At 74.2% G+C, this 13,358-nt stretch carries 13 protein-coding genes; 3 read left to right on the forward strand and 10 right to left on the reverse strand.

The window, feature by feature from the left end:
- Positions 1-205: 205 nt before the first annotated feature.
- Both AB0D44_RS10790 and fabG read right to left on the reverse strand, forming a co-directional pair.
- Positions 206-1,168 (reverse strand): aromatase/cyclase, encoded by a 963-nt coding sequence (locus tag AB0D44_RS10790; RefSeq protein WP_362587611.1) that lies wholly within the window; start codon positions 1,166-1,168, stop codon positions 206-208.
- 22 nt (positions 1,169-1,190) lie between these two features.
- Positions 1,191-1,976 carry a 3-oxoacyl-ACP reductase FabG gene (gene fabG / locus AB0D44_RS10795; protein ID WP_362587614.1) on the reverse strand — a complete coding sequence of 262 codons (786 nt, stop codon included), beginning with the start codon at positions 1,974-1,976 and terminating at the stop codon, positions 1,191-1,193.
- Between the two features lie 247 nt (positions 1,977-2,223).
- On the opposite strand from fabG, the gene AB0D44_RS10800 reads away from it, so the two are divergent.
- Entirely contained in the window at positions 2,224-2,676 is a 453-nt protein-coding gene (locus AB0D44_RS10800; RefSeq protein WP_362587617.1) for a nuclear transport factor 2 family protein, read from the forward strand.
- 134 nt (positions 2,677-2,810) lie between these two features.
- Here the strand turns inward: AB0D44_RS10800 and AB0D44_RS10805 are convergent, their stop codons facing one another.
- The 8 genes from AB0D44_RS10805 to AB0D44_RS10840 all read right to left on the reverse strand — a co-directional run bounded on the left by AB0D44_RS10805 (position 2,811) and on the right by AB0D44_RS10840 (position 9,966).
- The gene (locus AB0D44_RS10805) at positions 2,811-3,722 is read right to left on the reverse strand and encodes an MBL fold metallo-hydrolase (protein ID WP_362587620.1); all 912 of its coding nucleotides are present in this window, start codon (positions 3,720-3,722) and stop codon (positions 2,811-2,813) included.
- Positions 3,715-4,794, reverse strand: coding sequence for a hypothetical protein (locus tag AB0D44_RS10810; protein ID WP_362587623.1), 1,080 nt, complete (start codon positions 4,792-4,794; stop codon positions 3,715-3,717). The genes AB0D44_RS10805 and AB0D44_RS10810 overlap by 8 nt, the downstream gene beginning before the upstream one ends.
- A gap of 2 nt (positions 4,795-4,796) precedes the next feature.
- Positions 4,797-5,060: an acyl carrier protein gene (locus AB0D44_RS10815; RefSeq protein WP_362587626.1), complete on the reverse strand. Its 264-nt coding sequence runs from the start codon at positions 5,058-5,060 to the stop codon at positions 4,797-4,799.
- A gap of 149 nt (positions 5,061-5,209) precedes the next feature.
- Positions 5,210-5,476, reverse strand: a complete 267-nt coding sequence (locus AB0D44_RS10820; protein ID WP_362587629.1) for an acyl carrier protein — start codon at positions 5,474-5,476, stop codon at positions 5,210-5,212.
- A 56-nt stretch (positions 5,477-5,532) separates the two neighbouring features.
- Positions 5,533-6,777 carry a ketosynthase chain-length factor gene (locus tag AB0D44_RS10825; RefSeq protein WP_362587632.1) on the reverse strand — a complete coding sequence of 415 codons (1,245 nt, stop codon included), beginning with the start codon at positions 6,775-6,777 and terminating at the stop codon, positions 5,533-5,535.
- Positions 6,774-8,039: a beta-ketoacyl-[acyl-carrier-protein] synthase family protein gene (locus AB0D44_RS10830; RefSeq protein ID WP_362587636.1), complete on the reverse strand. Its 1,266-nt coding sequence runs from the start codon at positions 8,037-8,039 to the stop codon at positions 6,774-6,776. Before AB0D44_RS10830 ends, AB0D44_RS10825 begins: the two co-directional genes overlap by 4 nt.
- 140 nt (positions 8,040-8,179) lie before the next feature.
- Positions 8,180-9,202: a beta-ketoacyl-ACP synthase 3 gene (locus AB0D44_RS10835; protein ID WP_362587638.1), complete on the reverse strand. Its 1,023-nt coding sequence runs from the start codon at positions 9,200-9,202 to the stop codon at positions 8,180-8,182.
- Entirely contained in the window at positions 9,199-9,966 is a 768-nt protein-coding gene (locus AB0D44_RS10840; protein WP_362587640.1) for an alpha/beta fold hydrolase, read from the reverse strand. Before AB0D44_RS10840 ends, AB0D44_RS10835 begins: the two co-directional genes overlap by 4 nt.
- Positions 9,967-10,150: 184 nt before the next feature.
- Between AB0D44_RS10840 and ccrA the strand changes: the two genes are divergently transcribed.
- Positions 10,151-11,518: a crotonyl-CoA carboxylase/reductase gene (ccrA, locus tag AB0D44_RS10845; protein WP_362587696.1), complete on the forward strand. Its 1,368-nt coding sequence runs from the start codon at positions 10,151-10,153 to the stop codon at positions 11,516-11,518.
- Positions 11,515-13,299 carry a 3-hydroxyacyl-CoA dehydrogenase NAD-binding domain-containing protein gene (locus AB0D44_RS10850; protein WP_362587642.1) on the forward strand — a complete coding sequence of 595 codons (1,785 nt, stop codon included), beginning with the start codon at positions 11,515-11,517 and terminating at the stop codon, positions 13,297-13,299. Before ccrA ends, AB0D44_RS10850 begins: the two co-directional genes overlap by 4 nt.
- Positions 13,300-13,358: the final 59 nt, after the last annotated feature.

Genomic DNA, 13,358 nt, shown 5'->3' on the forward strand with positions numbered 1-13,358 from the left:
GGGCGAACGGCCGGTGCGCGGCCGATCGGGCCGCATGGCGGGTGCCGCAGGTGCACGCAAAGCAACCCCGGCCTGGGTGACCGGGGCTGCACATGTGTGAGGAGCGCCCGCGTGCCGCCCTGGTATCTGTCCGAGGATTCCGTCGTGACCAGCCTGGTCAGGACTGCTTGAGCAGAGCCGGAGCAGCGGTGGACGCGGCTGCCGGCTAGGCGGCGGGGGTCGGGACCCGGGACTCGGCGTAGGCCTTGGCGAGGTTGAGGGTCGCCGTGCTGTTGCGGCCGAGCGCCTCGCGGACGTAGCGGCGGCATTCGGCGATGCCGGCCTCGGGGCCGAGGACCCGGGCGATGTTCTCCTCGCGCAGCACGACGCTGTGCTGCGAGGTGACGCTCACGCCGGCCTCGTCCTCGACGAGCGACCACTCGCCGGTGTGGGCCGACATCAGCAGGGGCGTCGCCGTCTGCTTGTAGACGATGCGCCGGGCGTGCGGGAAGCAGATGCGGACCGACTCGGTGGTGTGCGCGCTGCCGTCGGCGGTCAGGGTGTCCATGGACATGACCTGAACGCCCGGCTCGGGCTCGGTCAGGTCCAGGCGCGAGACGTGCGGGACCAGCGCGGGCCAGTCCTGGACGCGGTGCAGGAACTCGTAGACGCGCTCGGCCGGGCCGTCGACGCGTACCGAGTCCTCGAAGGACATCACCAGGTCGTCGAGGCGCTCCCAGCCCTCGGCGAGCTGCTTGATGTTGCCGAGCTCGGCGCGGCTGTTGGTGTCGGTGGCGCTCTCGACCCAGGCGACGGAGCCGGGGTCGTCGCCGACGACCGTGAAGTCGTGCAGCAGCACCAGCCGGCAGGAGGCCGCGCCGCGCGGTTCGACGATCCAGGTGCCGCCCATCGACTCCAGCGGAGAGGCGGGCACCTCCTGGCGGAACTCGATGCGGCGCTGCGCCACGTCCAGGGTGCGCCGCGAGGTCCAGGACTTGACCTCGCCGTTGGCGGTGGCCCACATGCGCAGGTGCTCGCGGGAGCCGTCGGACTCCAGCTGCTCGACGTGCACGTTGGGCGGGAAGTACAGCGGCCACTTGGCCGCGTCGGCGATGAGGCCGTAGACCACTCCGGCGGGGGCGGCGACGGTCACCTCGTGCGTCGTGCGGTGCACACGCTCAGCGGGCATCGTGGAGTTCCTGCTTTCCGGATCAGAAGTTGCCGAGGCCGCCGCAGACGTTGAGCGCCTGCGAGGTGATGGACGAGGCCACGTCGGTGGTCAGGTAGCCGACCAGGCCGGCCACCTCGTCCGCCGTGGAGTAGCGGCCGAGCGGGATCTTCGCGGTGAACTTCTGCTTGATCTGCTCCTCGGAGGTGTCGTACGCGGCCGCGTAGCCGGTGCGCACGCGCTGGGCCATCGGGGTCTCGACGTATCCGGGGCAGACCGCGTTGACGGTGATGCCGGTGGGGGCGAGCTCGTTGCCCAGGGACTTGGTGAAGCCGACGACGCCGTGCTTGGAGGCGGAGTAGGGGGCGCCGAGCACCACGCCCTGCTTGCCCGCGGTGGAGGCGATGTTGATGATCCGGCCGTACGGGGCGCCCTCGAGGCCGCCGTTCTTGAGCACCTCGCGGGTCAGCAGGAAGACGCTGTTGAGGTTGGTGTCGATGACGTCGTACCAGAGCTCGTCGGTGAGCTCTGCGGTCGGCCCGCCGCCGCTGCGGCCGGCGTTGTTGACGAGGACGGAGATCGGCCCGAAGGTCTCGACGGCGGCGGCGACCAGCGCCTTGACGGACGCGGGGTCGCGGACGTCGGCGGCGGTGCCCTCGACCTCCAGGCCCTCGGCCCGCAAGTCCTCGACCGTCTGCTTGACCTGCTGCTCGGTACGGGCGCAGAGGAAGACGCGGTGTCCGCGGCGGGCGAGATCGCGGACCACGGCCAGCCCGATCCCGCTCGTACCCCCGGTGACCAGGGCTACCCGCTTCGTCTCTGTCGTCATCGGTGTCCCTCCAGAACGGCGTTGATGGTCCGACCGTGTCCTGGACCCCTCGAAGCCCGCACGAACGCCGCTTGAGGACGGGTCGCGGAAAGTGCGCGGCGGTGGTGCGGGGCCAGTCTTCGTGCCGGTTCGGGGGCCGGTCTTCGTGCCGGTTCGGGGCCCGTTCCCGTGCCGGTTCGAGACGTCTTCGAATCCCGCTCGACCCGCAGCGGCGAGGCTGGGGACACTGACCAGATCGGAGTCCTCCATGACCATCCAGGCCGGCATCGGGCAGCAGGCCGCCGCGGCCTTCGGCGCCCTGTACGCCGAGGTGCAGCAGTTCTACGCCCACCAGATGCAGCTGCTGGACCTCGGTGAGGCGCAGCGCTGGGCCGGGACGTTCACCGAGGACGCCACCTTCGACGTGCCGACGCTGCCGGAGCCGGTGCGCGGCCGGGCGGGTCTGGTCGCGGCGACCAGCCGCACCGCCGCCCAGCTGGCCGAAGCCGGCCAGCGCCACCGTCATTTCATGGGCATGTTCGACGTCTCCGAGCGCCCGGACGGCTCCCTGCACGTGCGCTCGTACGCGATCGTGTACGCCTCCGACATCGGCGGCGACTCCCAGGTGCACCGGGTGTGCGTCTGCGAGGACGTCCTGGTGCGCGTCGAGGGCGCGCTGCACGTCGCGGCCCGCCGGGTGACCCGCGACGACCTGGCCTGATCCCGGGCGGGCGGCGCGCGCAAGCCACCGGGCGGCGCACGCCAGCAACCGGACCGCGGACAGAAGTGACCGGCGGGGCCGCAGCCGCGAGAGCGGCTGCGGCCCCGCCGGTCTGTTCCCGTGGCGCGGGAAGATCAGGCGCGGCAGGCGGGCAGTCCGCCGTGGAACTCGGCCATCTCCTGGAACAGGGCGCCCACGTCGAGCGGAGTACCGGGAGCGGCCCCGGCCAGCTCGGCGTACGCCCGGTGCAGGTTCGGTACGAGGCGCTCCGCGTCGAGCAGGTCCGCGAACGGGCCCCCCTGCGCTTCGGCGGCCAGCTCCAGCGGGGTCAGCCCGGCCGCCGCCCCGCGCCCGGCGAGTTCGGCGATCCAGCGGAAGTAGGCCTCGTTGGCGTCGATCAGCTCGGGTCCGCCGACCGGGCCGTGGCCGGGGACCACCGTCTCGGCGCCGAGGGCGCGCAGCCGCTCCATCGCGGACAGGGACCCGGCGACGGACCCCATCAGGCAGAAGGGGGCGGCGTTCGCCATGAGCAGGTCGCCGGCGAACAGCACGCGCTGTTCGGGCAGCCACACGGCGGTGTCGTTGGTGGTGTGCGCGGCCGGTCCCAGGTGCAGCAGTTCGGCCCGTACGCCGCCGATGTGCAGGGTCAGCGCGTCGCGGTAGGTGACGTCCGGGAGCGCGAGTTCCAGGTCGCCCCAGCAGACGTCCGGCCACAGGCCGGTCAGGTGCAGCCCGGCCAGGTCCATCATGGTGCGGGTCTGCTCGTGGGCGATGACCAGGGCCTCGGGGAAGAGGTAGTTCCCGAAGGTGTGGTCGCCGTGGAAGTGCGTGTTGACCAGGGCCCGCGGGGGCCCGGGGACCAGGCGCAGCACGCGCTCGCGCAGGTCGCGGGCGCGCCGCTCGGTGGCGGCGGTGTCGACGAGCAGGCTCTGCCCGTTCCCGCCGGTGACCAGGCCCGCGTTGTTCAGGCACCAGCCGCCGTCGCCCTGGACGTACGCGTGGACGCCGTCCGCGATCTCCGTGAGCGAGGCGTCGGGCTCAGGCATGGACGGCCGTCCGCGTCCGCAGCCGCTCCAGCAGCGCGAGCGCGCCCCCGTCGTGGATCACGGCCCGGGCAGCGGCCAGTGCCCCGTGCCAGTCGCCGGTGGTGTGGCCGGCGACGGCGAGGGCGGCGGCGCCCAGGCAGACGGTGTCCTCGGCCTCGCGGGTCCCCTCGCCGCCGAGCACGGCGCGGACGTGGGCCACCGGGTCGGCGCCGCGCGGGCGCAGGCCCTCCAGGGTGCCGGGGCGCAGCCCGAGCGGGACCGGGTCGAGGGTGAACTCGTCCTCGCCGCCCGCCTCGTGGACGTACACCCGGTTGGTGGCGCAGCCGGCGAGTCCCTCGGTGCCCAGGTCGTTGCCGGCCAGCCACACCCGGCGGCCGGTCGCGCGGGCGGTGTGCGCGGCCGCGGTGCGCAGGGCGGGGGCCGGGCGGGCGTCGCAGAACCCGGTGACCTGTGCGGAGACCGGGACGTCGGCGAGGAAGGGGCCGAGCGCATGGAAGCAGCGGCCGAGCCCGCGGATGTCCAGCGGGAGGACGGCGCGGGCCAGCAGGGCCAGTTCCGCCGGGTAGACGAAGGACCCTGCGAAGGCGATGCCGCAGTCCTCCAGCATCGCGTGGGTCTCCTCGTACGACCGGCTCAGCGGGATGCCGAGGAGCTCCGGCAGGCCGGCCGGGGCCGTCGGGGAGGCGTACGCGGGCAGGCCGGTCTTGACGACCGGGGTGCCCATCGCGGCGGCGACCAGGGCGGCCGCGGTGGCGGTGTCGAAGGTGCGCGGGCCGCCGCCGGTGCCGGTGATGTCGACCGCGCCGTCGAAGGCGCCCGGAGCGCCTGCCGCACCGCCCGGGCGGCGTTCGGCGAGCGAGTCGAGCAGCGCGGTCAGCGTGGTGCGGCCGGGCATCGTGGTGGACAGCGAGGCGAGCAGGGCGACGGCCTCGCCCCGGCGCAGCCCGCGCTCGGGGTGGGTGCCGTGCTCGGGGCGTGCCCCGCGCTCGTGCAGCGCGTCCCAGAACGAGCGCCAGGCGGGCAGGTCGACCGGCCGGTCCTGCCCGATGAGGGCGGCGACGGCTTCGTGCATGGTTACGCGGCCTCCACCTGCGGGCGGGACGCGTCCGTGATGAACTCGTCGATGGCCGCCACCGAGCGGAAGGCCTCCGGGTCGAGGACGAACTCGTCGGTGTCGATGTGGTGGACGTCCTCCAGCCACGCGATCACCTTGAGCAGGCCGAGGCTGTCGACGACGCCTGCCGCGAGGAAGTCGAAGTCCGCGTCCAGCTCGCCGGCGGGGAGGTCGGGCAGGAACTCGCGGACCATGAACTCCTTGATCGCCTGGATGCGTGGCATGTCGGTTCTCCTCGGTGAAGTACGACCCGGCCGCCGCGGGCCCGCGTGCTCGGGCGGCCTCTCGTCCCGATCGTGGTTCCGGCGGCTGGAGGATCGTCGGAATCCCGCTGGCGGCCGGTGCGCCGCCGGCGGCCCGTGCGCGGGCCGGCTCAGGCGGTGACGCGGACGGAGAGCACCCGGTTGACGAGCTCGAGGTACTTGCGGGGGGTCTCCGCCTCGTCCATGGCCTCCTCGTCGAGGGTGATCCCGTACCGGCGCTCGATGAGGCCGGTGGCCTGCAGGAGCGCCAGCGAGTCGTAGCCGAGGTCGATGAAGAGGGTGTCGAGGACGTCGTCGCCGTCCATGTCCACGCCCTCCTCCGTGCCGGCGCAGTCGTTCAGCAGGCGGGTCAGGTCGGTCAGCTCCAGGTGCCGCATGGGGTCTCCTCTTGGCGGTTCGGGGTGGGACGGGCGGGGTGCCGCGCGCGGCGGCGTCAGGCGGCGCGGACCACGGCGGCGGCGTTGAAGCCGCCCCGGCCGCGGGCCAGCACCAGGGCGGTGCGCAGGTCGCCACCGGTCCGCGGGGCGCCGGTGACCAGGTCGAGCGGACAGTCGTCGGCGGGCCGCACGGTGCCGGTGGTCGGCGGGATCACCTGGTCGCGCAGGCTGAAGAGGGCGGCCGCGAGGTCGAGGGAGGCCCCGCCGGAGAGCAGGCGTCCGGTCATCGACTTGGGGGCGGTGACCGCGACCCCGCGCGGGCCGAACAGGGCGGTGATGGCCTCGGCCTCGGCGCGGTCCGCCGCGCGTTCGCCGGCGGCGTCGGCGAAGACGACGTCGACGTCGGCGGCTTCCAGGCCCGCGTCGGCGAGCGCGAGGCGGGCCGCATCGGCGAGCCGGGGCGTGTCCGGGCCGTCGAAGGTGGCCGCGTACCCGGCGAAGGAGCCGTGGATACGGGCGCCGCGGGCGCGGGCCGTCCCGGCGTCCTCCAGGACGAGCAGGGCGCCGCCCTCGCCGACGACGTGGCCGGTGGCATCGGCGTCGAAGGGCAGGTAGGCGCGGGCCGGGTCCGGGACCTGGCTCATCCGGCCCTCGGCCAGGTGCGCGGCCCAGCCCCACGGGCACAGCGAGGCGTCGACGGCGCCGGTCACCATCAAGGTGGCGCCCTTGCGGAGCTGGCGCCGGGCCTGGGCGACGGCGTCCAGGCCGCCCGCGCCCTCGGTGACGATGACGCCGCTGGGGCCGCGCAGCCCGTGGCGGATGGAGATCTGGCCGGAGTTGACGGCGTAGAACCAGGCGAAGGACTGGTACGCGCTGACGTACTGGCCGCCCTTGCTCCACAGGGCCTCCAGCTCGCGCTGGCCGAACTCGTACCCGCCGGCGGAGGAGGCGGTGACCACGCCCGCGGCGTACTCGGGCAGCTGGGCGGGGTCGGCGCCCGCGTCGTCGAGGGCCTCCTTGGCGGCGGCGAGCGAGAGCCGGGTGACGCGGTCGGTCTGCGGCAGCAGCCGGCTGGGAACGTGGTCGGCGTCGACGAAGCCGGGGATCTCGCCGGCGAGGCGTACGGGGTAGCCGCTCGCGTCGAACCGGGTCACCGGCCCGATGCCGCTCTTGCCCTGCAGGACGGCGTCCCACCAGGCCTCTGCGCCCAGCCCGTTGGGGGCGGTGACGCCGACACCGGTGAACACGGCGTCGGCGCCGCGCGCCGGGGCGCCGGACGGGTCGGGTGCGGCGGCGGTCATGCGGCTTCCTTCAGGCTCGGGCGGTTGAGGACCATGGCGCTCTGGAAGCCGCCGAAGCCGCTGCCGACGCTGACGACGGCGTCGGTGCGGTGCTCGCGGGCGGTGAGCGGGGTGTAGTCCAGGTCGCAGTCCGGGTCCGCCTCGTGCAGGTTGGCGGTCGGCGGCACGGTGTTGTGCACGATGGCCAGGGCGCTGGCGGCCACTTCCAGCGCGCCGATGGCGCCGAGCGAGTGCCCGATCATCGACTTGATGGAGCTGACGGGCACCTCGTAGGCGCGCCGGCCCAGGCTGCGCTTGAAGGCCGCGGTCTCGTGCTTGTCGTTCTGCTTGGTGCCCGAGCCGTGGGCGCTGACGTAGTCGATGGCGGAGGCGTCCAGCCGGGCCTCGGTCAGCGCGGCGGTGATGGCCTCGGCCATCTCCGCGCCGTCGGAGCGCAGTCCCGTCATGTGGTAGGCGTTGCTGCGGCTGGCGAAACCGGAGACCTCGGCGTAGATGCGGGCGCCGCGGCGGCGGGCCCGGCCCAGCTCTTCGAGCACCAGCACGGCGGCGCCCTCGCCGAGGACGAAGCCGTTGCGGGTGCGGTCGAAGGGGCGTGAGGCGGTCGCCGGGTCGTCGTTGCGGGTCGAGGTGGCGCGGATCGCGTCGAAGCAGGCCACGGTGATCGGTGAGATGGGCGCCTCGGTGGCTCCGGTGACCATCACGTCGGCGCTGCCCTCGCGGATCAGCTCGACGGCGTGGCCGATGGAGTCCAGCCCGGAGGTGCAGCCGGTGGAGACGAGCGAGACGGGCCCCTGCGCGCCGCTGTCCCGGGCCACTTCGGCGGCGAGCGAGCTGGGGGTGAAGTAGTCGTAGAGGTGGGCCACGGCCCGGGAGTGGTCGACGTTCCAGAGCCGGCCCAGCTCGCTGACGGCGGCGTACTCGTTGTCGAGCCCGGTGGTGCAGCCGACGGCGCTGCCGAGGCTGACGCCGGTGCGCAGCGGGTCCAGTGCGTCGGCGACGCCGCTGTCGGCGATCGCCTCGCGGGCACTGGTGAGCGCGAACAGGGCGGCGCGGTCAAGGCGGGCGGCCTCGCGCGCGTCGAAGCCGTGGTCGGCGGCGTGGAAGTCGGCCTCGGCCGCGACGCGGGACCGGAAGGAGGAGGCGTCGAACAGACTGATGGCGCGGGTCGCCGTCCGGCCGGCCGTGAGCAGCTCCCAGAACGCCTTGGTGCCCACCCCTCCCGGGGCGACGACCCCGATACCGGTGATGACTACCCGTCTCATCGACTGTCCTTCACTGTTCTCCTCCAGGCCCGGCACCGGGCGGGCTCGCACCGCACGACGGGTTCAGCACTGCGAGCCTCGCCGCTCGGCCTGGAGCCCGGCTGGAAGACCGGTCCAAGACCCGTCGAGGACGACGGGAATCAGCCACCCCAGCGGACCAGCGCCGTCCCCACGCTCATGCCGCCGCCGAAGCCCGCGAGGAGGACCAGGTCGCCGTCTGACGGGCCGCCGGGGCCGCGTACGGCGTGGTCCAGGGCCAGCGGGATGGAGGCGGCGCCGGTGTTGCCGTGGAATTCCACCGGCAGGTGGACCGTGGCGCGGGTCAGGCCGAGGGGGCCCGTCAGGGAGCGGAGCATCTCGCCGTTGGCCTGGTGCGGGACGAAGTGGGCCACTTCCCCGGGGGCGACGCCGAAGGTGCGCAGGATCTCCTCGACCGCGCCGGGCAGTTCGCGTACGACGAAGTCGCGCACGTCGCGCCCGCGCATCGCGAAGTAGTGCTCGCCGCGGGCCACGGTCTTCAGGGCGGCGGGCTTGCGGCTGCCGCCGGCGCCGACGCCGATCAGGGCGTGCAGGCTGCCGTCGGTGCGCAGGCCGGTGCCGATCAGGCCGTACCCCTCGCGTACGGGGCCGAGGACCACGGCGCCCGCGCCGTCGCCGAACAGGGGGGCCGTCCTGCGGTCGGCGGGGTCGACGATGCGGGAGTAGACGTCGGTGCCGACGACCAGCACGGGGCGGCGCCGGCCGTCCGCCTCGGGGGCGGCGAGGAGCCGTGCGCCGGTGTGCAGGGCCGCGGCGAAGCCGCTGCACACGGCGTTCACGTCGAAGGCGGCGGCCTGGTCGGCGCCGATCCGGTGCTGTACGAGGGCGGCGGTGGCCGGCTGGGTGTGGTCGGGCGTCGAGGTGGCGACGACGATCCAGGCGAGGTCCCGCGGGTCGGTGCCGGAGTCCTGCAGGGCCCGCAGGGCGGCCTCGGCCGCCAGGTCGGAGGCGGCCTCGTGCGGGGCCGCGTACCGCCGCTCCCTGATCCCCGTCTTGCGCTCGATCCACGCGGGGGTCACCCCGACGCGGGCGGCGATCGTCTCGTTGGGCACGATCCGCTCGGGCAGGTACGAGCCGGTGCCGAGGATGCCGATGGATCCCAGGCCGGGCGAGTGGACGCTCACGCGGCCACCGCCGAGGGCCGCACCAGCGCGTCGGTGACGGCGGCCGCGACCTCCTCGAGGCGGTCGCTGAGGTAGAAGTGGCCGCCCGGCAGCACCCACAGCTCGAACGCGGCGTCCGTGTGGGCGCGCCAGGCGTCCACCTTGCCGACCTCGGCCATGGGGTCGGCGTCTCCGGTCAGCGCGGTCAGGGCGGTGCGCAGCGGCGGCCCGGGCCGGAAGCGGTACTCGCGCACCGCCCGGTAGTCGGTGCGCAGGGGCGGCAGCAGCATGCGCCGCACCTCCGGGTCGTCGAGCAGTCCGTCGTCCGTCGCGTTCAGGGCGCGCAGTTCGCGCACGACTTCCTCGTCGGTGCGGGGGAACCACGCCTCGTAGCTGTCCTGGCACGGGGCCGGCCGGCCGGAGACGAACAGGTGGGCGGGGCCCTGCCCGGCCGCTTCCGTCCGGCGGGCCACCTCGAAGGACAGCATCGCCCCCATGCTGTGCCCGAACAGCGCGTACGGGCGGCCGTCGTCGAGCCGCAGGAGCTCGGCGGCGATCCGGTCGGCGAGCCGCTCCAGCGAGGTCTCGCCCGGTTCGGAGCGGCGGTCCTGGCGGCCGGGGTACTGGACCCCGTAGACGTCCACGGCGGGTGAGAGCACGGTGGCCAGGGGGTGGAAGTAGCTTGCGGAGCCGCCCGCGTGCGGCAGGGCGAACAGCCGGACGGGCGCCTGCGGGGCGGGCCGGTAGTTCCTGAACCAGGGACTTCCGTCGGTCGTTCGCGTCATCGGATCTCCTCATTCCCGGACAGAGCTCGATACCCAGCCTGCGGGTGGCGCCGCCGCGTCCGGATCCCCTGGAACCCCCCTGGCCGCGGCGCCGCCCAGGCCTAGGGGAACGTCTGGGGTGCCGGGTCCGGGGAGCCGGTTCCTACGTTTGGCTGAGGCGCTCCTCGACTTCAAGGGACATCACGTGGACGAGATCATCAGTGCTCTGCTCTCGGAGGACGCGGCCCCGGGTGACTTCCAGCACCTGCGGCTGCCGGAGAGCTACCGCGGCAATGTGGTCCGCAAGGAAGACATCGGCATGTTCGAAGGCATGGCGACCGCGGACAAGGACCCCCGCAAGTCGCTGCACCTGCAGGACGTGCCCACCCCCGAGCCGGGCCCCGGCGAGGCGCTGATCGCCGTCATGGCGAGCGCCGTCAACTACAACACCGTCTGGTCCTCGATCTTCGAGCCGCTGGCGACCTTCGGGTTCCTGGAGCGCTACGGCCGGCTCAGCGAACTGACCAGGCGCCACGACCTCCCGTACCACGTGCTGGGTTCCGACCTGTGCGGCGTGGTGCTGCGCACCGGCCCCGGCGTGAACCGCTGGCAGCCCGGCGACCGGGTCGTGGCCCACTGCCTGTCCGTGGAGCTGGAGTCCGCCGAGGGCCACAACGACACGATGCTCGACCCGGAGCAGCGCATCTGGGGCTTCGAGACCAACTTCGGCGGCCTGGCGGAGCTGGCGCTGGTGAAGTCGAACCAGCTGATGCCCAAGCCCGAGCACCTGACGTGGGAGGAGGCCGCCTCCCCCGGCCTGGTCAACTCCACCGCCTACCGCCAGCTGGTCTCCCGCAACGGCGCCGGCATGAAGCAGGGCGACAACGTCCTGATCTGGGGAGCCAGCGGCGGCCTCGGCTCCTACGCCACCCAGCTGGCCCTGGCCGGCGGCGCCAACCCGGTGTGCGTGGTGTCCAGTCCGCAGAAGGCCGAGATCTGCCGTCGGATGGGCGCGACCGCGATCATCGACCGCAGCGCCGAGGGCTACAGGTTCTGGAAGGACGAGGACACCCAGGACCCGAGGGAGTGGAAGCGCTTCGGCAAGCGCATCCGCGAGCTGACCGGCGGCGAGGACGTGGACATCGTCTTCGAGCACCCGGGCCGCGAGACCTTCGGCGCCTCGGTGTACGTGGCCCGCAAGGGCGGCACGATCGTCACCTGCGCCTCGACCTCCGGGTACCGGCACGAGTTCGACAACCGCTACCTGTGGATGTCGCTGAAGCGGATCGTCGGCTCGCACTTCGCGAACTACCGCGAGGCCTGGGAGGCCAACCGGCTGATCGCCAAGGGCAAGATCCACCCCACCCTGTCGAAGGTCCACCGCCTGGAGGACACCGGCCAGGCCGCGTACGAGGTCCACCAGAACCTGCACCACGGGAAGGTCGGCGTCCTCGCGCTGGCCCCGGCCGAGGGCCTGGGCGTACGGAACCACGAGCTGCGCGCCACGCACCTCGAGGCCATCAACCGGTTCCGTACCGACGGCGGCGCCGAGAGCCGGGAGGCCGGACAGTGACCGCCGCGCAGCGCACCCCGATCACCGGGATCGTCGGACTGGGCACGGTCGGCGAGGCCTTGCTGCGCCTGGCCCACGAGGCCGGGCACGAGGTCATCGCGGTCGACACCGCCCTGGATGCGCTGGACCGCACCGCCCGGCGGCTCAAGGCCGCCGACGCCGCGCGTGCGGAGGGGGCGGACGGGGCCGAGGGGTCCGGGCGTGCGGACGGGGCCGCGCGGCCCGCCGTCACCCTGACCACGGACCCGGCCGCGCTGGCCCGGGCGGAGCTGGTGATCGAGGCCGTCGGCGAGGACGAGGCCGTCAAGCGGGCCGTCCTGCGCGACGTCGTCGCCCGGTGCGCGCCCGGCGTGCCCGTACTGACCACCACCACGACCCTGTCCGTGCCCCGGCTGGCCATCGCCTCGGGCAGTCCCGGATCGGTCGCGGGCCTGCGGTTCTTCACTCCGCCCGCCGCCGGCGGGCCCGCCTTGCCCGTCCACTCCCCGCTGGCCTCGGCCGCCACCGCGGCGGCGCTGGACACCCTGGTGGCGGAGCTCGGCCTGCGGCCGGCCGCCGTCGCCGCCCCGTCGGCCGCGGACGCCGACGACCTGGTGCTGGCCTACCTCAACCGCGCCGCGATCCTGTGCGACGAGGGCTACGCGAGCGCCCGGGACATCGACACCGCGATGCGGCTGGGCTGCGGTCTTCCGCTGGGCCCGCTCGAGACGCTCGACCTCATGGGCATCGACTCGGTCCACGCGGCGCTCCTCGCCCGCTGGCGGCGCACCGGGGACTGCGCGTTCGAACCGTCGCCGCTGCTCAGCCGGATGGTCACGGCCGGCCGTCTGGGCCGCAAGAGCGGCGAGGGCTTCGCCGCCTACGACGAACTGGGCGCCGTGGTGACCCCTGCGGCCGGCGGCCCCGGCGCGGGCACGGCCCGGCCGGTCACCCGCGTCGGCGTGGTCGGCTCGGGCGCCATGGCCCGCGGCATCGCGGAGGTCCTGGCGGTCGGCGGCCGGCACACCGTGCTCGTGGCGCGCGGCGCGGAGCAGGCCGAGCGGGCCCTGACGGCGGTCGGCGACTCGCTGACCCGCCGGGTGCGCAGGGGCCGGATCGCTCCCGCGGAGCGGGAGGCGGCGCTGGGCCGGCTGGAGACCTCCCACGACCTCGCGGCGCTCGGCGGGTGCGACCTGGTCGTGGAGGCGATCGTCGAGGACCTCGACGCGAAGCGGGCCCTGTTCGGCCGCCTCGGGGAGGTCTGCGCACCGGGCACGGTCCTGGCCACCACCACCTCGAGCCTGTCCGTCGCGGCGTGCGCCGAGGCCTCGGGCCGCCCGGCCGACGTGATCGGCCTGCACTTCTTCAACCCGGCCCCGGTGATGCGGCTGGTGGAGCTGGCGCACACCCCCGACTCCCACGAGGACGCGCTGGCGACCGCGCGGGCCCTGTGCCGCGACCTGGGCAAGACGGCCGTGGAGTGCCCGGACCGGACCGGCTTCATCGTCAACCGGCTGCTGTTCCCGTACCTCGGTGACGCACTGGACCTGCTCGAGCGGGCCGGCACGGACATCGCCGCGACGGACGCGGCGCTCGAGCAGGGGTACGGCTACCCCATGGGGCCGTTCGCCCTGCTGGACACGATCGGGCTGGACGTCTCCCTCGCCATCCAGGAACGGCTCTACGACAGCTTCGGCCTCCCGGAGCTGGTGCCGTCGCAGTCCCTGTCCGAGCTGGTCGCGGCGGGCGCGCTCGGCCGCAAGAACCAGCGCGGCTTCCGCACCGGCGAACGCCGCGGCTGAACGGCGGTCCGCCGCCGTGGCCGCTGCGAGGCGGCCCCGGCGGTCAGCGCAGGTGCCCT

Origin of the sequence: Streptomyces sp. NPDC048349 (genome assembly GCF_040651925.1) — a bacterium.
In the GTDB taxonomy this organism is placed as follows: Bacteria; Actinomycetota; Actinomycetes; order Streptomycetales; family Streptomycetaceae; genus Streptomyces.

Excerpts from the sequence above, each read along its gene's own strand:
- AB0D44_RS10790 (WP_362587611.1), bottom strand. The coding sequence starts at position 1,168 with ATGCCCGCTGAGCGTGTGCACCGCACGACGCACGAGGTGACCGTCGCC.
- fabG (WP_362587614.1), bottom strand. The coding sequence starts at position 1,976 with ATGACGACAGAGACGAAGCGGGTAGCCCTGGTCACCGGGGGTACGAGC.
- AB0D44_RS10800 (WP_362587617.1), top strand. The coding sequence starts at position 2,224 with ATGACCATCCAGGCCGGCATCGGGCAGCAGGCCGCCGCGGCCTTCGGC.
- AB0D44_RS10805 (WP_362587620.1), bottom strand. The coding sequence starts at position 3,722 with ATGCCTGAGCCCGACGCCTCGCTCACGGAGATCGCGGACGGCGTCCAC.
- AB0D44_RS10810 (WP_362587623.1), bottom strand. The coding sequence starts at position 4,794 with ATGCACGAAGCCGTCGCCGCCCTCATCGGGCAGGACCGGCCGGTCGAC.
- AB0D44_RS10815 (WP_362587626.1), bottom strand. The coding sequence starts at position 5,060 with ATGCCACGCATCCAGGCGATCAAGGAGTTCATGGTCCGCGAGTTCCTG.
- AB0D44_RS10820 (WP_362587629.1), bottom strand. The coding sequence starts at position 5,476 with ATGCGGCACCTGGAGCTGACCGACCTGACCCGCCTGCTGAACGACTGC.
- AB0D44_RS10825 (WP_362587632.1), bottom strand. The coding sequence starts at position 6,777 with ATGACCGCCGCCGCACCCGACCCGTCCGGCGCCCCGGCGCGCGGCGCC.
- AB0D44_RS10830 (WP_362587636.1), bottom strand. The coding sequence starts at position 8,039 with ATGAGACGGGTAGTCATCACCGGTATCGGGGTCGTCGCCCCGGGAGGG.
- AB0D44_RS10840 (WP_362587640.1), bottom strand. The coding sequence starts at position 9,966 with ATGACGCGAACGACCGACGGAAGTCCCTGGTTCAGGAACTACCGGCCC.